Consider the following 19,600-nt stretch of genomic DNA (forward strand, 5'->3'; position numbering starts at 1 on the left):
CCTCCCTGGAGGGCGCTCGGGGCGATCAGCGCGAGAGCGCGGCCGCCCCGAACGCCTCGGGGAGCAGCGCCGACAGCGAGGTGGTCCGCGGCGCCACGCCGCCGGCCTCGGCGGCGATGAGGCGGATCGGGAAATCCACAGCGAACTCGGCGAGGGTCTGCCTGCACATCCCGCACGGGCTGCCGAGCACGGGCCCGCTGGTGGCGACGGTGAGCGCGATCGGATCGCGCTCGCCGGCCGCGACCATCTGCACGATGGCGGAGCGCTCCGCGCAGATGGTGAGCCCGTACGAGGCGTTCTCGACGTTGCAGCCGGTGAACACGCGGCCGGATCGCACGAGGATCGCCGCGCCCACCCGGTAGCTGGAGTACGGCGCGTGCGCCCGCGTCCGGACGGCGAGGGCGGCCTGGTCGAGCGCGTCCCAGTCGATCGCCTGCGCCGCCTCATCCGAGGCGAGCGCGTCGCCGGCGTCGCGCGGAGGGCGGCTCACGACGCCGAGCTCCCGGCCGCGACGTCGGCGCCGACGCGGCGGACCCACGCCGAGAGCAGCGCCGTGAACCGGGCGCGCGCCTCCCGGGCGGTCTCCTCGACCTCCTTGTGGTCGAGCTCGCGCTTGGTCAGCCCCGCGGCGAGGTTCGTGACGCACGAGATGGCCGCGGCCGGCACGCCCATGTGCCTGAGCGCGATGATCTCCGGGACCGTGCTCATCCCGACCGCATCGGCCCCGAGCGTGCGCAGCATCCGGATCTCGGCGGGCGTCTCGTACGTCGGCCCGAGCAGCGCGGCGTAGATCCCCTCGCGCAGGGCGACGCCCGCGTCGCTCGCCGCCGTCCTCGCGAGCTCGAGCAGCCTGGGATCGTGCGCGTAGGTCATGTCGGGGAAGCGCTTGCCGAGCGCCTCGTCGTTCGGCCCGACCAGCGGGTTCGCTCCCATCAGGTTCAGGTGATCGGTGAGCAGCATGAGATCACCGGCGGCGAACCCCGGGTTGATGCCGCCGGCCGCGTTGGTCAGGAGAACGGCGCGACAGCCGAGCCGGGCGAGCACCCGCACGCCGAACACCACCTTCGCCGGCGGGTGCCCCTCGTAGAGGTGCGCGCGCCCCTGCAGGCAGGCGACCTGCACGTCCCCGACGCGGCCGGCGCAGAGGAAGCCGGGGTGCCCGGCGACGGCTGGCCGGGGCATGCCGGGGATGTCCGCGTAGGGCACCTTCACGAGCTCGGCGAGCTCGTCGCCCCAGCCGCCGAGCCCTGATCCCAGCACCACACCGACGCGCGGAGGCGCTTGAATTCGTTCGCGAATGACGCGCGCGGCTTCGTCGAGCTCAGGCAGGAGGGTCACCGTGACAAGCTACCCCAGGGCGGCGCAAAGGGTAAACGTCGCAGCGTAAACGTCGCAGCGTAAACGTCGCGGATGCACGGCGGCGCCGCGCGTGGTAGGGTCGCCGCCCTTTCGGGGCAAGTGACGACGATGGGCACCAAGATCGAAGATTTCTTGAAGGAAAAGAAGATCGACCCCCGCCGCATCATCGCGGCGTCGGTGAAGATCGAACGGCTGCAGCCGGAGGATCGGGCGATTCGCCTGATCAAGCGGCTGGCGCGTGGCAGCGAGGACGCTGCCAAGAAGAAGGAGGCGTCCAGCGCCAAGAAGCCGCGCAGCGGTCGTCCCGTGACAGACCGCACGCTGAGCGCCGCGCTGCAGGGCAAGCCGATCAGCGGCCCCGCGAAGACGCGCGTGCTTCGCGCGGTCAACCGGCTCCTCGAGCAGAAGAAGCAGGAGAAGGTCGAGCTGTCGGCGCTCTTCGAGCTGCCCAAGAAGGGCGGCGCGGCGGGGGCCGAGGCCGCGGGCTGAAGCCGACGGGGACGACCCGGACGGCGCCGCGATCTCCTCGACTCGCCCGGCTGGAGCGCGCGTCGGCCTGAGGCCGGCGCGGGCTCCAGCCTGGCCCCTTTTTGTCAGGGGCTGAAGCGCTCGCTACACACGCTCGCGGCGGCGGGAGCCCAGATCGAGCAGGTCGGCGGCGACGAGGGCCACGGTCAGCGATACGGCGATGAAGATCATGCGCCGAAAGGTCGCGCCAATGTGGCTCAAGGAACAACTTTTCTACGTTCGGCGTAACCGCCGCCTGGGAGAGCAGCCGTGCGGCGTCATGAATGATCCGGCGGCTCGGCGCATCAGAGCCCTCCGTGCATACCGTGGCGGTCGAGACGGGGGCGCTGTGGGTGCACCTCTCGCGGTCGTTCTTCCCGGCTGATACGGCTGCGCCGGACGGCCGTGGCGACGAGCTGCCCGAGTGCGCTGCCAGAGACGCCCACGCGCCGCTCCATGTCGCGTTCGCGGGCGGTGACCGCTCTCGTCGTCTGGCGCTCCTCGTCTCTCCGTCGAGCTCCATGAGCGCCGACGAGGCGGGTAGGCTTCCGCAGGTGGCTCAGCCCGACGACGTGGGCGAGTGGATCCGCCGCTTCCAGAGCGGCGACCCGGCGGCGTTCGCGGAGATCTTCCGCCGCTACCGCCGCGACGTCGCGCGCCTCGTCTTCAGGATGCTCGGGCCGACCGCCGACGCAGAGGACGTCATCCAGGAGGTGTTCATCCAGGTGCACCGGAGCCTGGGTGACTTCCGGGGACAATCGAAGTTCACGACGTGGCTCCACCGGGTGACGGTCAATGCCGTGCTGATGGCGCGGCGCGCTGCGCGCTGCCGGCCGGTGTTCGTGGGCGAGCTCGGCGTCGATACCGAGGCGGACCGCGGCATGCTCCCGGACGAGGACGCCGCTCGCGCCCGCAGGATCGACGCCTTTCGGCGGGTGCTGGAGCGCCTCCCCGAGAAGAAGCGGGTCGTCTACGTCCTGCACGAGCTCGAGGGGATCCCGCCGAACGAGATCGCGGAGATCGTCGGCGCGCCGGTGCTGACGGTGCGGACGCGCCTGTTCTATGCGCGCCGCGAGATCGAGGCGATGATGCGCGCCGAGCCCGCGCTCGCCCAGCTCGCCGCCGAGCTGGCCGAGGGCGGCGCGGACAAGGCGGATGGCGCCGAGCCGGCAGCGGCGCGCGCGCGCGTTTCCGTGGGGGGCGCCGCCGTGGGATACCCCGCGGCGGATCCATCGGCTGTCGACGCGGAGGACGCATGAGCGGCGCAAAGCACTACGACCGGGCGCGCGAGCACATGGAGCGGCTGCTCCGCGCCGAGCAGCCGCCCGAGCCGCGCTGGGAGACCATCGAACGCGAGCTGTTCGCGCGGATCGAGCGGGCCGCTCCGGTCCACCGCGCCGCGCCGCCGCAGCGCTCGCCGCTCGGGCGCGCGCTCGGGTTCGCGGCGGCGGCGGCGGCCATCGCGTTCGCGGTCCTCGCGGCCGGGCGCTCCGCCCCGCCCGTCACGGCGACGTCGACGCCGCCGCGTGCCCGCGATCTCGCCGAGGTCCCCGCGGCGGCCGGCGGCGACCGGGCGTCCGGCGACCTGGACTTTCGCGCCCTCCGGCCTGGCGACTCCGTCGAGTCCGCGGGCCACGCGGTCTCGTTCGTCGATGTCGGCTCGGTGCGCTGGACGCTCCTGCCGGACAGCCGCGCCGTCGTGCGCGCCGTGGGCGCGGCAGGGGTCGGCCACGTGATCTCGCTCGAGCGGGGCTCGGTGCGCGCCGACGTCGTCACGCGCGCGCCCGAGGAGGGGCTCGTCGAAGCGTTCGCCGTCGAGGTGGACGGCACCCGCGTCGCGGTGCACGGCACGCTCTTCACCGTGACCCGTCTGGAGGGCCGCGTGGAGGTCGACGTGGAGCACGGCTCCGTCGCGGTCGGCCCTGCGGCGTACCGCGGCGCGACCACCGCGCACCTCCTCGTCGGCCCGTCGCGCGGCACCTTCTCGCTCGACGGCGGCCGCGAGGCGCGCCTCCTCGATCGCCTCGCGCCGCAGGAGGGCGCCGCCGCGGTCGCGTCGCCGGAGCCTGCGCCTGCGCCCGCTCTGTCCCAGCCGGCCGTCGGCGCGCGTCCGCCGGGCGGAGCCGTTCTGGCCCCGGCGGTCGTGGCTCGCGCGGAGGAGCCCGCCGCCTCTGCGGCCGCCGAGCCGACTGCGCTGCTGTCGCCGCTGACGACCGAGCCCCCGCCTGTCGCCGCGCCGCCGGTCCCGGAGGCGCAGGAGGCGTCTGCCCCGACGGCGCTCACCCCGGCCTCCGCGCAGTCGCTGCTGTCGAGCTGCTTCGCGCGGGAGAGCGCGAGCGGCAGGTCCTCGGTCCGCCGGTCGATCGTCTCGACGCTGCACGTCTCCGTGCGCCCCGACGGCAGCGTCGCCGCCCTGCGCTTCAACCCGCCGCTCCGGCCGGCGCTGCAGGCTTGCGCCCAGGGCCTCTACCGAGGGCGCTTCGCGGGAGGCCCGAGGCAGCTCGAGATCCCCCTGACCATCGACGACTGAGCGGGTGACCGCCGCTCTTCCTGAGCGGGTGACCGCCGCTCTAGAGGGAGCCGAGGAGCTGCGTGAGCGCGTAGGTTTCTCGCGCGCCCATCACGCCGAACTGTACGCCCATCCCCTCAGGGGTGGTCCATCGCACCACCGACGGGATCACGGCGACCTGCTTCAGTCCTTGCAGGGACAGCAGCACCTCGACGGTCGCGCCGAAGGGAGCCGGCGAGCTCGTCTCGATGAACATCCCGCCGAGGCTGAGGTCGCGGCATATCGCGTCGACGCGCGGGCCGTCACCGATCCGGAACGCGATCGAGAGCTCGATTTGCTTGCGCGGGTGCTTCCGGTGATCTCGCACGTTCCTCGCTGGCTAGCTGCGCGGCGCTGAAGCGCGCCGCGTGGGGTACTCTGGAGCGCAGAGGAGACGATCAATGTCGCGAGCCGAGAGCGTCGCTGTCAAGCGCCGGGAGCCACGCTCGAGTTCTTCTTCGAGTGGCTCGAGTGGCTCGAGTCGCTCGATCCGATCGAACAACAGCCGCAGCAACACCCCCGTGGTCGCGGTCGCGTCGTCTGCGAGGGGCGACGCGGGGGCGCGCCGCGGCTGGAAGCGGCACCTCGAGGGCTGGGAGCCGGGGCTCGTGGCCGTGTTCATCGCGGGCTCCGCGGCGATCCTCGCCGTGCCGCGGTCGGTCGAGCCGGCCGAGCTGCCGCTGCCGCTCGCCGACGCGCGAACCCTCGCGCGCGTGCGCGACGCGGACATCACCCGCGCGCGCGAGGCCGAGGAGCTCGGGCTCGACGCCGAGGTGCGCGAGCTCGGCTCCGCCGTCCGCGCGTTCGGGCTCGTGGACGCCGACGCGGATCACACCGAGGCCGAGCTCCTCGCCGCGCGCGCGCGGGTGATCGACGCCGTGGGCCGCGCGCTCGCCCAGGGAGACGAGGCGGTGCTCCGGCTGCGCGCCTACCAGCTGAGGGCGTTCGTCCGCGAGGTGCGCCGCTTCGAGGCGACCGGCGAGGAGTCCGACGAGCTCCGCGAGCTCGGCGGCGACTTCCTCGGGCTGCTCCGCCGAAACGCCTGGCTGGGGCAGGGGGACGCGGCGCAGCGCGGCGGCGCGGAGGGGGCCCGCCGCGTCGCCATGGATGGCGTCGTGCTCGGTGTGCTCTTCAAGAAGCGCTGGAGCGCCATCGTCGGCGTCCAGCGAGATCCGTTCGCCCCGGCGCTCGACGAGGAGCGCGCGCTGTTCAAGTTCTTGCTCGCGCACCCGCTCGTCGCCGCGAGGAGCGCGCAGACCCTCCCGGCACCTCCCGACGAGGAGACGGCGGCGCGCCTTGCGCAGGCGGGCGGGTCGGGGCCGCGCTCGCCCGCGGCGGCGCTCCGCGCCGCAGAGGCGCGGCGCGCCGAGGAGCAGTATCGGCTGAAGAAGATCGACGAGCTCGCCGCGCTCGACCCCTCCTATCCCAGGCACCTCGCCCGCGGCGTCAGCCTCTATCGGCTGGGGAGCTTCATGCAATCGGCGGAGGCGTTCCGCAGCCACCTCGAGCAGCACCCCGACGGGGCGTACACGCTTCGAGCGCAGAACTACCTGCGCGCCGCGCTCGAGCGCGCGCGCGAGGAGCAATTCTAGGAGCGGCCTTCCGTCGGCCGCGCCGATCGATCGCGCCCGCGGCGCACCCCGCAGGGAGCCTACGGGCCCCTGCGCATCCCGCCGGGGCGGTAGGGGCGCCCGCTGATGCCCTTGGCCGGATTGCCTTGCCCGCCGCGCCCTCGGCGCGTCTCCATCTCGTTCCAGATCCCCTGCCTGGCCGAGGCCTGCAGGAACCGGCGAGCGGCCGGAAATACCTCCTGCTCCTCGCTCTCCACGTGGCGCTGGTGCGCAGCGCGCAGGTCCTCGATGAGCTGGGGGATCGTCTCCACGACCTCGGGGCCGCCGTCTCTTTCGATCGCCGCGCGCAGCGCATCGATCGCGCGCTGTTGCGCCTTGTGCTCCTGCCGGAGGCGCTCGAGGGTCGGCGCGATCGCCTCGAGCACCGCGAGCCGCGGGTACAGCGAGCGCTCCTCGTCCTCGCGATGCCGGCTCATCGACCGCTCGAAGTAGGACACCACGCTGGAGAGACCCTCGAGCGCGGCGGCGCGCCCGCGGGGATCGCTGAGCGCGCGCGCGGCGCGCGCGAGGTCGTTCAGGTTCTCTTCCAGGCTCCGGTGAGCGGCGGCGAGCTTCTCGAGCGGATCGATCCGGTCATCGGACATTCATCGATGATCGAACGACAAGGCGCAGACGTGGAAGCCCTTTATTCCTTCCGCGCGCGATTGGCGCTCCGCGTCGCGCGCGCGGCGTCGCGCGCTGGTCATCCGACCAACTCGCCACCTGACCAGCGGAGACCGTATCGCACCTCCGGCGCCGGCCATCCCGCGCGGGATCGCCGGCGCGTTCTACGGAAGGCCCGCGTTGCGGGGCAGATCGAGGTGCAGCGCGGGCGCCAGCATCTCGCGCGCGAGGTGCACCTCGAGCAGGTCGATCACGGGGCTCTTCGACACCGCGCGGAGCCGCTCGTCCGCGCCGGCATCCCCCGCCGCCTTCCTGGCCATCGCGGTGTAAAATTGCGCCTCCACCCGCTGCGCCGTGTTCCGGGCGAGCCTGCCGAGATCCGCGTCGCTGAGCCCACCGTTCGCCCAGGCCGCGAGCTTTCCCGTCCAGGACGCGCGGCTCGTCGCGCTGTCCAGCGCGCGGACCGCGGTGCCGTCGGTCGCGACGCCGAGGGCGCGCTCCAGCAGCAGGACCCAGAGCCCGCCGTAGATGAGATCGTCCTCGTCCACGTTCGCCTCGAGCCCGCGCTTCAGCGCCCGCCGCGCGGCGGGGAGATCGCGCTCCACGAGCGCGCGCCCCACGGCGTCGAGCATCGTGGCGCCGAGCTGCGGCGGTTCGGCCGCCACCAGGGCGAACGCCCGATCGTACGCCCGGGTCGCGCCCTTCTCGTCGCCATAGCCGTCGAGGATGCGCCCGAGCAGCCGCTCCGTCCGCGCCTTGGCGCCGGGATCCCGGGCGCGCTGCCGGGTGTCGAGCGCGGCGGCGAGCGCGGCGTCGAGCGACTCCTTCGCCCGGTCCTGCGTGCCGGCGTCGCGGTGGAGCTCGAAGGCGAGCAGGTGCGCCTGGATGATCTCGAGCGGCGCGCTGCGCGCGTCCGGCGCTCCCAGCGCGCGCCGCACGTCCTCAAGCGCGGCCTGGGGCTCGCCGGACTGCCGCTCGGCCATCGCGAGCACCGTGAGCCCGTTGACCGTCGGCTCGGCCGCCGTCGCCGCGCGGAGCAGCGGCAGCGCGGCCACGAGGTTGCCGGCGCGCAGCTCGAGCGACGCCATGAGAGAACGGACGCGGGCGCCCGACGGATCGAGCGCGCCGCCGCCGCGCGCCGCCCGATCGGCGAGCACGAGCAGCGGCCCCGCCGCGTTGTAGGTGCGCCGGGCCGCGTCGAAATCGTCGTTCGACGCCTCCTCCGAGAGCGCGCTCAGCACGAGCCCGAGCGCGGCCCCGAGCGCGCCCGGGCTCGGCCGGTCGCCGAGCGCGCCGGCGATCACGAGCGGCGTCGCCTCGGACATGCCGAGGCGGATCATCACCTGGGAGAGGCGCGTCGCGCTGTCGTAGTTCTGCGGGTCGCGCCGGTAGGCCTCGAGGGCCGCGCCCCAGATCGCCCCGTCGAGCAGATCCTGCCGCATCCCGGTCTCGGCGTCGCGCTCCTGCGCCTCGTGCTGCGCGAAGGCGGCGGCGAGCGCCTGCCACGAGACCGCGTCGTCGTCGGAGGCGGCGGCCTTGAGCCGCTGGTACAGGCCGGGCGGGATCACCCGGCGCACGCTCGTCCGGTCGATCTGATCGATCGCGCCCTTCGCGTCGCCGAAGCGGAGGAACAGCGCCGCCAGGCTCGCGCCGCCCGACTCGAGCGCGCGCGCCGCCTCGACCGCCTCCTCGCGCTCCGGCCTCGCGCCGCCCTGCCGGTACTCGATGTTGAACTCGATCGCCCGATCGATCCACGCCACGGTGGCGGCGGCCGCGCGCTGGATCGACTCCGCGCGGCCGTCGACGAGGGCGCGCGAGACGGCCGCGCGCTGATCCGCGCCGAGCTGCTCGAGCGGCCCGCCGGTGCGCGTCTCCTTCATCCACTGCTCGAGCGCGGCGAGGTGCTCGTCGCTCTCGGCGCGGGCACGGCTCCCGCTCGGCAGCGCGGCGGAGCGGAGCTCCATGAGGGCCCGCACCCGCCCCTCGTCGCCGCGCGGGCTGAGCCGCTCGATCGCGCCGGCGATGGCGCGCTCGCCCACGGCGTCGATCATCTCGGCGCGCCCCTCGCCGGGACGGACGAGGGAGAGCGCGCCCAGGACGCTCTCGACGGCCCGGTCGGGCTGCCCTGCGTTGAAGCGCCCCGCGGCGTGCGCGAGCTGCCTGCGGACCACGCCGATGAGCAGGCCCGTGCGCTGCGGGCTCTGCTTGCCGTCGCGCACGACCGCGAACAGGCTGGCGGAGAAATCGGCGTCGCGGACCTCGACGGCGGCGACGCGGCCCTCGGCGCCTGGCGGCCCCTTCGCCCCCGGCGAGCCAGAGGCCCCGCAGGCGACGGGAGAGAGCGCGAGGGCGAGCGCGGCGAGACCCCGAGCGAGACGGCGCCGAGGGAACAGGGGCGGCAGCGACATTGCGAGCCAGTGTACACGGGGGGAGCGTGAGCGCACCCCTCGGAGGCGCTACCGCGAGCCGTCGCCGAGCTTGCGGCCGAGCAGCTTGGAGGCGAGCGTCTCGCCGAGCTCGCTCATCATCAGCTGCTCGACCACCGCCTCGGTGGCGGCGCTCTCCTCCTCGCTCGCGTACTGGAACTCGATCCCCATCCCCGCCGGAGCCGACTCCGTCGCCTCGGCGGTCGTGACGATCCACTTCACCCGCCCGCGAAGGCGGAGCGGCTCGGCCAGGTTCCGGATCGAGAGGGCGAACACAAACTCGGTGCCGATCGCGAGCGGGCGATCCGTCCGGATGAACGTCCCGCCTTTCGAGATGTTGCGTGTGTAGTCGGCGAAGAACGTGTTGAGCCGTTTGTACTCTACGCTCAGCTCGATCGCGGCACGCTGGGCTGAGCGGCGGTCAGCTTCCGTCACGGGACCCACCCTACCACGGCGCATGCGGGCCAATGCGGGCCAGAGTAAAGTCGCTGGCCATGCGACTCGGAGGGGTCAGGGCCGCGCTGGCGAGCGGGCGAGGCACGATCGACGCGACGCTCGCCGCCGGGCGGGCGGTGACGCAGGCGGGGCTGCTCGCCGCGCTGCGTTGGCCGGGGCTCAAGGTGCTCGCGCGCGAGCTCGCGCGGGGCAAGGCGAACCCGTCGCTCTTGTTCCGTTTCCACGCCGAGAACAGCCCGCACCGGATCGCGGTGATCGAGCCGCTGAGCCTCGCGCCCCGCGCGGCGGAGCGAGGCGCGGGGCCCCCGGCCGAGGATCGGGTCTACTCCTTCTTCGCGCTGAACGAGGCCATCGATCGGCTGGGCTACGCGCTCGACCGGCGCGGCGTCGGCCCGGGCGTCACCGTGCTGCTCGCGCTCAAGAACCGCCCCGAGTTCCTGACGTGCCAGGTCGCGCTGGCCCGCGTCGGCGCGTCCGTGGTGGCGGCCTCGTGGCGGTCGACCCCCGCGGAGCTCGCCTACCTCGCCGGCCACTCCGGGGCGCGCCTGCTCCTGTTCGACTCCGACATCGCCGGCGTGATCCGCGAGGCCGCGCCGCGGCTCGAGGGGATCCCGCCCGGGGAGATGATCGCGATCGGCGAGCGCGTCCCGGGCTTCTCGCACCTCGACGACCTCCTCGCCGAGCGCGGCGCCTCGCCGGATCGGAGCGAGCGCGCCGCGGTGGTGATGTACACGTCCGGCACCACCGGCAAGCCGAAGGGCGCGGTGCGCGGCTTCGGCGGCGGCATCGTCCTGCCGGCGCTCGGGGCCATCGGCGCGACCCCGATGCGCGCGGGGGACGTGCACCTCGCCGTGTGCCCGCTCTACCACCTCACGGCGCTCGGCTTCGTCAACCTGTCGCTCATCGTCGGCGCCACGATCGTGATCCTCCCGGAGTTCGAGCCCGAGCTCTTCCTCGAGGCGATCCAGCGGTACCGCGTGACCACCACGGCCGTCGTCCCGACGATGCTCCACCGCGTCCTCGAGCTCGGCGAGGCGCGGCTCAGCGCTTACGACACGTCGTCGCTCACCGCGATCTTCGTTGGCGGCGCGCCGCTCTCGCCGGCGCTCGCGGCGGAGGTGATGGCGGCGTTCGGCGACCGGCTCTTCAACTTCTACGGCGCGACCGAGACGGGCATCGTGACGATCGCGGGCCCCGGGGATCTGCGCGCCTCGCCGGGCACCATCGGGCGCCCCGTCGCCGGCAGCGAGCTGCTGCTCCTGCGCGAGGACGGGACGCCGTGCGAGGACGGCGAGGTGGGCGAGCTTTACGTGAGGAGCTCGTTGCTGGTCTCCGGCTACCACAGGGACCCAGGCGCCACGCGCGAGTCGACGCGCGACGGCTACTTCTCGGTCGGCGACCTCGCCCGCCGCGACGCGCGCGGCTGCTACCACCTCGAGGGCCGCAAGCGGGAGCTCATCATCTCGGGGGGCGTGAACGTGTACCCCGCCGAGGTGGAGTCGGTCCTCCACGAGCACCCGGCGGTCGCCGAGGCCGCGGTGGTGGGCGTCCCGGATCGCGCCTTCGGGGAGCGCGTGCGCGCGGTCGTCGCCCTGCGCCCCGGCGCGACCGCGAGCGAGGGCGACATCCGGGCGCACTGCCGCGCGCGGCTCGCGGGCCCGAAGGTCCCGCGCGAGGTCGTCTTCGTCGACGCGCTGCCGCGCAACCCGACGGGCAAGGTGATGAAGCGCGAACTCGCCGGGCCCGAAGGGAAATCAGCGGGTTAGGCGGCCCGGTAGCCGCTGTCCCGGGAGGGCGATCGATGCTATTTCGCACGTCGTGCGGGATCCGTACGAAGTATTGGGCGTCGAGCGTTCCTCGACGCAGGATGAAATCAAGAGCGCCTTCCGGCGGCTCGCCGGCCAGCACCATCCCGACAAGAACCCGGGGGATCAGGGCGCGCACGTCCGCTTCAAGGAGCTGAACGCGGCCTACCAGATCCTGAGCGATCCGCAGAAGCGCGCGGCGTTCGATCGGTTCGGCCCCGCCGCCGTCGGCGCCTCCGCCGGCTCGGGGGTCCCGGGCGTGCCCTTCGACATGCAGGACCTCAACCTGGACGCCATCTTCGGCGATCTCCTCGGCGCCCTGGGCATCCGGGTCGGCGACCGCGGGACGCTGCAGAAGGAGGTGCGGATCACGTTCGAGGAGGCGGCGTTCGGCTGCACGAAGGAGATCACCTACGATCGCGTCGAGCCGTGCGGCGACTGCGCCGGCTCGGGCTCCGCGCCGGGCGCGTCGACCGAGCGCTGCTCGGCGTGTTCGGGCCGCGGCCGCGTCCGGATGCAGCAGGGGATGTTCCCCATCGCGATCGAGCGCCCCTGCGGGCGGTGCCGCGGCACGGGGCGGATCGTGACCGACCCGTGCAGGACGTGCCGCGGCGCCGGCCTCGCGGCGAAGCAGAAGACCATCGAGGTGACGATCCCTCCGGGCGTGGAGAACGGCGCGACGCGGCTCGTGGAGCGCGGCGGCAACGCCGTCCGCTCCGACCGGGGGCCGGGCGATCTGGAGCTCACCATCCGCGTCTCGCCGCACGAGCTCTTCCGACGAGTCGGCGACGACGTGGTGTGCTCGGTGCCGATCTCGTTCGCGCGCGCGGCGCTCGGCGGCGAGCTGGAGATCCCGACCCTGGAGGGGAAGGGCCGGCTCCGCATCCCCCCGGGCACGCAGCCCGGCGCGGTGCTCCGGATCAAGGGCAAGGGCATACCGCGTCGCGTCGTGGGCGGGCGCGGCGACCAGCTCGTCGAGGTGAGCGTCGAGGTGCCGACGCAGCTCACCGCGACGCAGCGGGAGCTCATCGCGCAGCTGGCGAAGGACCTCGGCGAGAACGTGCAGCCTCAGCAGGCCACCTTCATGGAGAAGCTGAAGGGGCTGTTTGGTTGACCTGGCGCGCGGCCGCGCGCGATCCTCTGCGCTCTGCTGAACGCCGAGGCACGAGCCCTGCCTCGAGCGCCTGAGCCGACATGGCGACGGAGGCATCGGACATGGACAAGGCGAAGTTCATCGACGTCCTGAGCGACTCCACCGGAGAGACGGCGGAGAAGGCCGTGCGGGCCGCGCTCCTCCAGTACCCGGACGCGGGGGTGCAGATCCGCCTCCACACCCGGGTGCGCACGCCGGAGGTCGCGCGGCCGGTGCTCGAGCGCGCGGCCCGGGAGGGCGCGCTCGTCGTGTTCACCGTGGTGAGCCCCGAGCTGCGCGAGTTCGTGCATGCGTCCACCGCCGAGCTGAACATCGAGGCGATCGATCTGATCGGCTCGCTCATCGTCCGGCTCGGCACCTTCCTCGACCGGGAGCCGATCAACCTGCCGAGCGCGATGCTCCCGCTGAGCGAGGAGTACTTCCGGCGCATCGAGGCGGTGGAGTTCGCGGTGAAGAGCGACGACGGCAAGGAGCCGCGGAACTTCAAGAGGGCCGACATCGTCCTCGTCGGCGTCTCGCGCACGTCGAAGACGCCGCTGTCGACGCTGCTCGCGCAGCGCGGCCTCAAGGTCGCGAACCTGCCCCTGGTGCTCGGCGTCCCGCCGCCGCTCGAGCTGATGGAGGCCCCCCAGGATCGGGTCGTCGGGCTGACCATCGGGCTCGATCAGCTCTGCGAGATCCGGCAGGCGCGGCTGCGCCAGCTCGGGATGCCCTCCGAGACCAACTACGCGATGCGCGAGCACGTCCGGCAGGAGCTGGACTTCGCGAACCGCCTCTTCGCCGCGCACCCCGAGTGGCCGGTGGTCGACGTCACCAAGCGCGCCATCGAGGAGACGGCGGTGATCATCCTCGAGCACCTGAAGGAGCGCGACGAGCGCGCCAAGGTCGCGCGCTCCTCGCTCGTGTGAGGCCGCGGCTCCAGCGAGATCAGCTCACGATCTTGAGGGCGCGGCCGACGAGGACCTCGTTGTGGCTTCCGGTCCTGTACCCGCCGAGATCGAGCGTCACGTACCGGAAGCCGTGCCGCTTGCCGGCGGCCACGATCTCGGCGCGCACGGGCGGATCGGCGGCGCGCGCGAGCTCGCCCGCGTCGAGCTCGATGCGCGCGAGGTCGTCGTGGTAGCGCACGCGGACCTGGCGGAACCCGAGGCCGCGCAGCGCCGCCTCGAAGCCGCCGATCTGCGCGAGCCGCTCGCGCGTGACGCTGGTCCCGTAAGGGATCCGGCTGGAGAGGCAGGCCGCGGCCGGCTTGTCCCAGATGGGCAGGCCGACGCGCGCCGCGCCGGCGCGCACGTCGGCCTTGCTGAAGCCGAGCTCGACGAGGGGGCTCAGCACGCCCGCCTCCCGCGCCGCCTCCAGCCCGGGGCGGTAGTCGCCGAGGTCGTCGGTGTTGGTGCCGTTCACGATCGCCGCGAGCGCCCACTCGGACCGCCTTCGCGCGGCGATCCGGTAGAGCTCGCTCTTGCAGTGGAAGCAGCGATCCGGGTTGTTCGCGACGTAGCGCGGATCGTCGATCTCCGACGACTCGACGAGCCGGTGGTCGGCGCCGATCAGCCGGGCGATCGAGGTGGCCTCTTCCTTCTCGGCCGGCGCGAGGCTCGGCGAGACCGCGGTCATCCCGACGGCCCTCGGGCCGAGCTCCTGGTGCGCGACCGCGAGGACGAAGGCGCTGTCGACCCCGCCGGAGTAGCAGACGAGGACCGATCCGAGCTCCCGGAGCCGGGCGCGCAGCCCGGCGAGCTTGGGATCGATGGGCGAGCCCTCGGGCGTGGACGGCAGCGCGGACATGGCGATCCTCTTACCATAAGCCGCGTCCCGCGCCGGTCGGCCCGGCGTCCGCCAGGTTACTTGCGGTCCGAGCGCCGGTTCTGACACCCTGCAGGGCGAGATGGACCCGAAGAGGAAGCAGGCCGCCCGCACCTCCTTGCCGTTCGCGCTCGCGGCGGCGCTCGCGGCCGCCGCGTTCGCCGGCCAGGGGTGCAGCGACAACCGGCTGCCGCCGCGGGAGCTGCCGCGCGCCGAGGAGCAGCGGGCGCTCCCGCGATGGTACCCGGAGAAGCCCTGGTCGGAGCAGGGCGGGGAGAGCCAGGTCTACATCGAGGGCAAGATCGTCTTCGACACGAGCAAGGCGACGATCCGGCCGGGCAGCGAGAAGACGCTGGAGACGCTGCTCCAGTTCATCAAGGAGCACCCCGAGGTGACGCGGCTGCGGATCGAGGGGCACACGGACGCGCAGTCGAGCGAGGAGCACAACCAGTCGCTCAGCGCCCGGCGCGCCCTCGCGGTCGCCGACTGGCTGGTCGATCACGAGGTCGAGAGCGACCGGCTGATCGCCGTGGGCTTCGGCGAGTCGCGCCCGCTCGGGCCGAACGAGATCGCGGCAGGCCGCAGCGAGAACCGGCGGGTCGAGTTCCACGTGGCCGAGGTGAACGGGCGCCCCTTCCTGGGGCAGGATCCGTACAGGGGCGGCCTGGCGCTGGAGGTGCTGAGCCTCGAGCAGCGCAAGCAGCGCGCGGAGCAGGCCGCGCAGCTCAAGGCGCCCCCGCCCCGCAAGGGCTTCGTGGCGACGGGCGACGAGATCAAGCCGGTGCAGGTCAAGCCGCGGGCCACGTCGGAGGCGCAGGAGGGCGAGCCGAGCGCGCCGGCCAAGGAGAGCGCGCCGCCACGTGACGGCGGTGGCGCGGCGCCCGCGGGCGGGGGCTGAGCGACCTCAGGGCGCGAGGTGCCGCGCGCGCGGCGCCCGCGTCCTGTAACGCTCGAGGAGCGCGAGCGTCGCGTCGAGCGACGCGCCGTACGGGAGCACGTTCCCCTTCGGCGTGGCGTACTCGAGGTAGAGGTTGTCGTCCGTGGACAGGATCGCGCCGCCGTCCTCGGCCGCGTCGGCGATGAGGCGGTCGAGATCGTCGCCCGAGGTGACGAGGGCGTCGAGGAGGTCCTCGAGCCGCGCGCCGGCGAGCGTCGCCTGGAGCGACGGGCGCGCGTCGAGCCCGGCGAGGCGCGCCCCCGAGGCGACGAGCGGCGCGCCGCTCGCGACGAGGATGCCCTGCGCGCCGCCCACGAACAGCGCGACGTGCGGGAACGCGCTGCGCATCGTCCTCACCACGACGGCGAGCTCGCGCCGCCGGATGTGGTGGAGCTGCACCCACTGCTGGAGGACGCCGCCCTCGGTGAGCCGGGACCGGGCCAGCTCGTAGAACTCGCGGCTGTAGAGGCTCGCGGCGCCCGCGAACCAGACGCTGGTGAGCTCGATGGCGATGAGATCGTAGCGGCCCGGGGCGGCGACGAGCAGCTCGTTCCTGCCGTCGTTGAGCGAGAGGCGGACGCGGGGATCGTCGAGCGCGCGGAGGCTCGGGCCGGCGAAGAAGCGCCGAGACGCATCGACGATCGCGGGCGAGATCTCGGCGACGTCGATGCGCTCGAAGGGGTAGGCCGCGATGGTGCCGGTCGTCGTGCCGGTGCCCAGGCCGATGACGAGCGCGGCGCGCGTGTCGCGGAGGAAGAGCGAGGGGAAGTGCGCGAACCGCCGCTGCGCCGTCATCTCGGGGCCGTCGTCGCCCTGGAACTTGCCGTTCGTGTACATGGTCGTGACGCCGGCGAGGTGCGCGACCGTGGTGACGCCGCCGTGCACGTCCTCGCGCACGAAGTCGATGCGCTCGGGGCGCGGCCCCATGGCGAAATAGACGTTCGCGCCGCTCGTGAGGCGGGCCATGTCCCAGCGGGGCGCGAGCACGGCGAGCGCCCCGGCCGCCGCGGCCAGCGCGAGGGCGCGGGGGAGCTCCGCGCCGGCGCGCGCGGCGGCGAGGACGGCCGTGAGGGCGAAGGCGAGCGCGATCGCCAGGAGCGCACGCTCGGAGCCGAGCGCGGGCAGGATGAGGTAACCGGTGACGATGGATCCGGCGATCGTGCCCAGGGTGTTCGCCGAGGTCAGCCTGCCGACGCGCGCGGCGACGTCCGCGTGCGCGGCGGCGCGCGCGAGGAGCAGGGGGAAGGTGGTGCCCATGCACAGCGTGGGCAGCGCGAGGATCGCGAGGGCGGCGAGCGCGCGGCACGCCTCGCGGCCGGCCCACCCGTCGACGTGCTTGCCAGCGAAGGCGAAGAGCCGCGGGAGCTGGTCCCAGAGCGGGACGGTGGCGGCGAGCGAGAGCGCGGCGGCGGCGAGCCCCCGGGAGAGCGCGCCCTCGCCGTGGCGGCGCGCGAAGGCAGGCGAGCGCGCGGCGCCGGCCGCGAGGCAGACGAGGAAGACGGCGAGCATCAGCCCGAAGGCGTAGGCGCTGTTGCCGATGAGCAGCGCGAGCAGGTGCGTCTGGACCACCTCGGCGGCGAAGACCAGGAAGCCCGACGCGAACGCGAGCAGGAGCAGGAACGGCGGTTCGGCCCGGCCGGCGGCCGCAGGGAGCGGGGCGTCCGCGGGGCGGGCCTCGGGGGAGCGCGCGTCGGGAGCGGCGGCAGCAGGCGCCGGGCCGCGCAGCCCGGCGGAGATCGCGACGACGCCGAGGACGAGGTTGGCGATCGCCGCGGACCAGAGCGCGCCTCGGATGCCGAGGTGCGGGAGGACCACGTAGGCGCCGGAGAGCGCGCCGGCCGCGCCGCCGGCCGTGTTGATGGCGTAGAGCGAGGCGAGGCGGCGCGCGGCGTCGTGCTCGGCGGGGGGCGCGCCGGCGTCCGGCGCGGCGCCGGCGCGGAGGATGCGCGAGAGCACCGGGAGCGTGGCGCCCATCGCGACCGTGGGGACGACGACCACGAGCGCGGTCAGCGCGGCGCGCGCCGCGGTGAGCAGCGCGAGCGAGTCGGGCGCGGCGCGCGCGACGGCGACGTAGGCCGAGGTCAGCGCCTCGAACAGGAACGGCGAGACGGCGCAGATCGCGCCGACGATCGCCTCGAGCGCGCCGTAGACGACGAGCGGGCGGCGCGCGGACGCGGCGTGGCGTCCGCCGAGGTGCGCGCCGAGGGCGAGGCCGCCCATGAAGGCGGCGAGGACCGTGCTCACGGCATACGCGGTGGCGCCGAAGACGTAGCCGAGCAGCTTGGAGAAGGCGACCTCGTAGAGGAGGCCGGTCGCGCCGGAGACGAAGAACAGGGCGGCCACGAGCGGGAAGCGGGAGCGCACGGGCGCGCACGCTAGTACAGGCGCCCGACGAGCAGGCACCTCAGAGCGCCGAGGACGACATCCCTCGCCAGGCGGCCGAGGGCGGGCGCGACGCGCCGCCCCGTCACCAGCCGAGCCGCTGCAGCCGCTCTCTGGCCCCCTTCACCCCGAAGATCGTCTCTTCGCCGGGCGGTACCACGGGCGCGAGCAGCACCGCCGCGAGCACCGCGGTGACGACCAGGGGCGCTCGCGCGTCGTCGCCGGCGATCGGCGGCTCTCGCACCTGCCAGACCCGCCGCGCCCGCGCGAGCAACGCGTCGAACCCGCGGCCGCCGATCGCCCGCACCCCCGCCGCGGCCGCCGCGCGCACGAGCGGCGCGCGATCCAGCGGCACCGTCATGACGAGCACGCGGCTCGGCGTGCGCGGCGTCGAGGAGGTGCGCGCGATGTCCACCTCGACGGCGTCGGCCATCGGCGTGGTCCCCGACGGGTACGCCTTCTTCTGCACGAGCGTCAGCTCCGCGCCGAAGAAGACGCGCGCCTGATGCGCCCAGCGGTGCTCGTCGATCCGCGCCTCGGGCTCCGGCGACAGCAGCGACCACCCCTGGCTCGGAGGCAGCAGCTCGATACGTCCTTCCGCCCACCCGCTGCCGTCGAATTCCATATGCACGCCCGCTGCCACGGTAATCCCTGGTTTGACCTGGTCCGGATCGCACGAACGCGCGGCCGGTGGTCTATAGTTCGTGCCATCTAGGGTAAAGGTGAGCCCTGCATGCCGAAGTCCGATCAGGCGTCGGAAGAGCAAGGCCGGGCTGCCCTGAGGGCGGCCCTCTTTGTACACCGGCGCGCGCCGCTGTCCCGTCTGCTCGCGCGCCGCGGGCTCGGTCCGTACCGCGGGTACGGCGAGCTCCTGGAGGCGATCGAGCGCCTGGCCGACCGCGGGGCGCAGGTCACGTTGATCGGGCGCTCGATCCGGGGCGAGCCGCTGCTCGCCGTTCAGCTGGGCGCAGGCAGCCTGGCCGCTGCGCGCGGCGAGAGGCAAGCCGCGGGCCTCCTGGCGCTGAGCGCCCAGGGAGGACGGAGCGTTGCGAACGGCGTCTCGCTCCGTCCGCTCGATGGCACGCCGGATAGCACGCCGGATGCCGATGCGGATGCCGATGGCGGCCGCGCGCCGGGCGGCGCGGACGACCCGGCGCCGAGCGACGCCGCCATCGCTTCGTTCGCCGAGCGCGCCGAGCGCGCCAGCCTGCGCCCCTCGACGGGAGCCGGGTCGCGCGAGCGCGTGCGGACGACGGTGATCCTGTCCGGGATCCACCCCCTCGAGTGGATCGGCATCGAGGCCCACCTCGCGCTGCTCGATCGCCTCGCGACCCAGGACCTCGGCGGCCGGTCGATCCTCGCCGTCCCGATCGTCAACCCGGATGGGCTCCTCCGCGTCGAGATGAACCTCCGCGCCGGGCGGCACCGGTACGTGCGGGGCAATGCCCGCGGCGTCGACCTGAACCGGAACTTCGACGCGGGATGGTACGAGCGTGGCCTCATCCAGCGCTTCATCGGGCTCCTCTTCTCGCCCGGCAGCCGCCCCGCCAGCGAGCCGGAGGTGGAGGCCATCGCGCACGCGCTGTCGTCGCGCCGGATCGACCGCGCCTTGTCGCTGCACAGCGCCGGCGGCGCCGTGCTGTACCCGCCGGCGCACAGCCTCTGGCCCGTGGCCGACGCCGCCGAGCACCGCGCCTTCGCGATGCGCGTCGCGCGCGCCGCGGACCGCAGGCCGTACCGCGCCATGTCCTACGTCCGCTTCGCCTGGGGCGTCCGCAAGGCGGGCCTGGAGATCGACTGGCTCCACGATCGCCACGGGGCGCTGTCGCTCCTCGTGGAGTGCTCGCGCGGCGAGCTCGGTTTCCGGCCGTCGCGCCTCGTCGAGCCGTTCGCCTGGCACAACCCCCGGCGGCTCGACGACGCCACGCCGCCGCTCGTCGACGCCCTGCTGCCCTTCGTGAAGGGGGCGCGCGCCTGAGCAGGCCGC

At 74.0% G+C, this 19,600-nt stretch carries 18 protein-coding genes; 9 read left to right on the top strand and 9 right to left on the bottom strand.

Annotation, left to right across the window (positions count from 1 at the left end; all coding sequences use genetic code 11):
* Nucleotides 1–25: 25 nt before the first annotated feature.
* Nucleotides 26–490, bottom strand: a complete 465-nt coding sequence (locus tag ACSRUE_RS18960; protein ID WP_441292207.1) for a cytidine deaminase — start codon at nucleotides 488–490, stop codon at nucleotides 26–28.
* Nucleotides 487–1,338 carry a purine-nucleoside phosphorylase gene (locus tag ACSRUE_RS18965; RefSeq protein WP_437765600.1) on the bottom strand — a complete coding sequence of 284 codons (852 nt, stop codon included), beginning with the start codon at nucleotides 1,336–1,338 and terminating at the stop codon, nucleotides 487–489. Before ACSRUE_RS18965 ends, ACSRUE_RS18960 begins: the two co-directional genes overlap by 4 nt.
* 72 nt (nucleotides 1,339–1,410) lie before the next feature.
* Here ACSRUE_RS18965 and ACSRUE_RS18970 point away from each other — a divergent pair, with 72 nt between their 5' ends.
* From ACSRUE_RS18970 to ACSRUE_RS18980, 3 genes are all read left to right on the top strand, one after another.
* Nucleotides 1,411–1,848: a hypothetical protein gene (locus ACSRUE_RS18970; protein WP_437765601.1), complete on the top strand. Its 438-nt coding sequence runs from the start codon at nucleotides 1,411–1,413 to the stop codon at nucleotides 1,846–1,848.
* A gap of 335 nt (nucleotides 1,849–2,183) precedes the next feature.
* The gene (locus tag ACSRUE_RS18975) at nucleotides 2,184–3,125 is read left to right on the top strand and encodes an RNA polymerase sigma factor (RefSeq protein ID WP_441292208.1); all 942 of its coding nucleotides are present in this window, start codon (nucleotides 2,184–2,186) and stop codon (nucleotides 3,123–3,125) included.
* Nucleotides 3,122–4,396, top strand: a complete 1,275-nt coding sequence (locus tag ACSRUE_RS18980) for a FecR domain-containing protein (protein WP_441292209.1) — start codon at nucleotides 3,122–3,124, stop codon at nucleotides 4,394–4,396. Before ACSRUE_RS18975 ends, ACSRUE_RS18980 begins: the two co-directional genes overlap by 4 nt.
* A 40-nt stretch (nucleotides 4,397–4,436) precedes the next feature.
* On the opposite strand, the gene ACSRUE_RS18985 is transcribed toward ACSRUE_RS18980, so the two are convergent.
* Nucleotides 4,437–4,742, bottom strand: coding sequence for a PilZ domain-containing protein (locus tag ACSRUE_RS18985; protein ID WP_437765604.1), 306 nt, complete (start codon nucleotides 4,740–4,742; stop codon nucleotides 4,437–4,439).
* 193 nt (nucleotides 4,743–4,935) lie between these two features.
* Here ACSRUE_RS18985 and ACSRUE_RS18990 point away from each other — a divergent pair, with 193 nt between their 5' ends.
* The gene (locus ACSRUE_RS18990) at nucleotides 4,936–6,006 is read left to right on the top strand and encodes a hypothetical protein (protein WP_441292210.1); all 1,071 of its coding nucleotides are present in this window, start codon (nucleotides 4,936–4,938) and stop codon (nucleotides 6,004–6,006) included.
* 59 nt (nucleotides 6,007–6,065) lie between these two features.
* Here ACSRUE_RS18990 and ACSRUE_RS18995 read toward each other — a convergent pair whose 3' ends face one another.
* From ACSRUE_RS18995 to ACSRUE_RS19005, 3 genes are all read right to left on the bottom strand, one after another.
* Nucleotides 6,066–6,629 (bottom strand): hemerythrin domain-containing protein, encoded by a 564-nt coding sequence (locus tag ACSRUE_RS18995; RefSeq protein WP_437765606.1) that lies wholly within the window; start codon nucleotides 6,627–6,629, stop codon nucleotides 6,066–6,068.
* Between the two features lie 183 nt (nucleotides 6,630–6,812).
* Nucleotides 6,813–9,056 (bottom strand): hypothetical protein, encoded by a 2,244-nt coding sequence (locus tag ACSRUE_RS19000; protein WP_441292211.1) that lies wholly within the window; start codon nucleotides 9,054–9,056, stop codon nucleotides 6,813–6,815.
* Between the two features lie 48 nt (nucleotides 9,057–9,104).
* Nucleotides 9,105–9,509 (bottom strand): PilZ domain-containing protein, encoded by a 405-nt coding sequence (locus ACSRUE_RS19005; protein WP_437765608.1) that lies wholly within the window; start codon nucleotides 9,507–9,509, stop codon nucleotides 9,105–9,107.
* A 59-nt stretch (nucleotides 9,510–9,568) separates the two neighbouring features.
* Here ACSRUE_RS19005 and ACSRUE_RS19010 point away from each other — a divergent pair, with 59 nt between their 5' ends.
* The 3 genes from ACSRUE_RS19010 (at nucleotide 9,569) to ACSRUE_RS19020 (ending at nucleotide 13,396) form a co-directional block, all read left to right on the top strand.
* Nucleotides 9,569–11,296 (top strand): class I adenylate-forming enzyme family protein, encoded by a 1,728-nt coding sequence (locus ACSRUE_RS19010; protein WP_441292212.1) that lies wholly within the window; start codon nucleotides 9,569–9,571, stop codon nucleotides 11,294–11,296.
* Between the two features lie 73 nt (nucleotides 11,297–11,369).
* Complete coding sequence (gene dnaJ, locus ACSRUE_RS19015; RefSeq protein ID WP_441292213.1) at nucleotides 11,370–12,449, top strand: molecular chaperone DnaJ; 1,080 nt, start codon at nucleotides 11,370–11,372, stop codon at nucleotides 12,447–12,449.
* Nucleotides 12,450–12,550: 101 nt separating this feature from the next.
* Nucleotides 12,551–13,396, top strand: coding sequence for a pyruvate, water dikinase regulatory protein (locus tag ACSRUE_RS19020; protein WP_437765611.1), 846 nt, complete (start codon nucleotides 12,551–12,553; stop codon nucleotides 13,394–13,396).
* 19 nt (nucleotides 13,397–13,415) lie between these two features.
* Here ACSRUE_RS19020 and larE read toward each other — a convergent pair whose 3' ends face one another.
* A complete protein-coding gene (gene larE, locus ACSRUE_RS19025) occupies nucleotides 13,416–14,276 on the bottom strand; it encodes an ATP-dependent sacrificial sulfur transferase LarE (protein WP_441292214.1) in 861 nt (286 codons plus the stop codon).
* Nucleotides 14,277–14,376: 100 nt separating this feature from the next.
* Between larE and ACSRUE_RS19030 the strand changes: the two genes are divergently transcribed.
* A complete protein-coding gene (locus ACSRUE_RS19030; protein ID WP_441292215.1) occupies nucleotides 14,377–15,192 on the top strand; it encodes an OmpA family protein in 816 nt (271 codons plus the stop codon).
* A gap of 6 nt (nucleotides 15,193–15,198) precedes the next feature.
* Here the strand turns inward: ACSRUE_RS19030 and ACSRUE_RS19035 are convergent, their stop codons facing one another.
* Together ACSRUE_RS19035 and ACSRUE_RS19040 are read right to left on the bottom strand one after the other, a co-directional pair.
* Nucleotides 15,199–17,595: a fused MFS/spermidine synthase gene (locus ACSRUE_RS19035; RefSeq protein WP_441292216.1), complete on the bottom strand. Its 2,397-nt coding sequence runs from the start codon at nucleotides 17,593–17,595 to the stop codon at nucleotides 15,199–15,201.
* Between the two features lie 103 nt (nucleotides 17,596–17,698).
* A complete protein-coding gene (locus tag ACSRUE_RS19040; protein ID WP_437765617.1) occupies nucleotides 17,699–18,238 on the bottom strand; it encodes a hypothetical protein in 540 nt (179 codons plus the stop codon).
* A 108-nt stretch (nucleotides 18,239–18,346) separates the two neighbouring features.
* On the opposite strand from ACSRUE_RS19040, the gene ACSRUE_RS19045 reads away from it, so the two are divergent.
* Nucleotides 18,347–19,591, top strand: a complete 1,245-nt coding sequence (locus ACSRUE_RS19045; RefSeq protein WP_441292217.1) for a M14 family metallopeptidase — start codon at nucleotides 18,347–18,349, stop codon at nucleotides 19,589–19,591.
* The last annotated feature ends 9 nt before the right edge of the window (nucleotides 19,592–19,600 follow it).

This window comes from Sorangium sp. KYC3313 (assembly GCF_052075895.1).
Classification (GTDB): Bacteria; Myxococcota_A; Polyangia; order Polyangiales; family Polyangiaceae; genus Sorangium; species Sorangium cellulosum_B.

What these genes read in the sequence shown, in the direction of transcription:
- ACSRUE_RS18970 (WP_437765601.1), top strand. Translation starts at nt 1,411, where the DNA reads ATGCACGGCGGCGCCGCGCGTGGTAGGGTCGCCGCCCTTTCGGGGCAA.
- ACSRUE_RS18980 (WP_441292209.1), top strand. Translation starts at nt 3,122, where the DNA reads ATGAGCGGCGCAAAGCACTACGACCGGGCGCGCGAGCACATGGAGCGG.
- ACSRUE_RS18995 (WP_437765606.1), bottom strand. Translation starts at nt 6,629, where the DNA reads ATGTCCGATGACCGGATCGATCCGCTCGAGAAGCTCGCCGCCGCTCAC.
- ACSRUE_RS19000 (WP_441292211.1), bottom strand. Translation starts at nt 9,056, where the DNA reads ATGTCGCTGCCGCCCCTGTTCCCTCGGCGCCGTCTCGCTCGGGGTCTC.
- ACSRUE_RS19010 (WP_441292212.1), top strand. Translation starts at nt 9,569, where the DNA reads ATGCGACTCGGAGGGGTCAGGGCCGCGCTGGCGAGCGGGCGAGGCACG.
- ACSRUE_RS19020 (WP_437765611.1), top strand. Translation starts at nt 12,551, where the DNA reads ATGGACAAGGCGAAGTTCATCGACGTCCTGAGCGACTCCACCGGAGAG.
- larE (WP_441292214.1), bottom strand. Translation starts at nt 14,276, where the DNA reads ATGTCCGCGCTGCCGTCCACGCCCGAGGGCTCGCCCATCGATCCCAAG.
- ACSRUE_RS19030 (WP_441292215.1), top strand. Translation starts at nt 14,377, where the DNA reads ATGGACCCGAAGAGGAAGCAGGCCGCCCGCACCTCCTTGCCGTTCGCG.
- ACSRUE_RS19040 (WP_437765617.1), bottom strand. Translation starts at nt 18,238, where the DNA reads ATGGAATTCGACGGCAGCGGGTGGGCGGAAGGACGTATCGAGCTGCTG.
- ACSRUE_RS19045 (WP_441292217.1), top strand. Translation starts at nt 18,347, where the DNA reads ATGCCGAAGTCCGATCAGGCGTCGGAAGAGCAAGGCCGGGCTGCCCTG.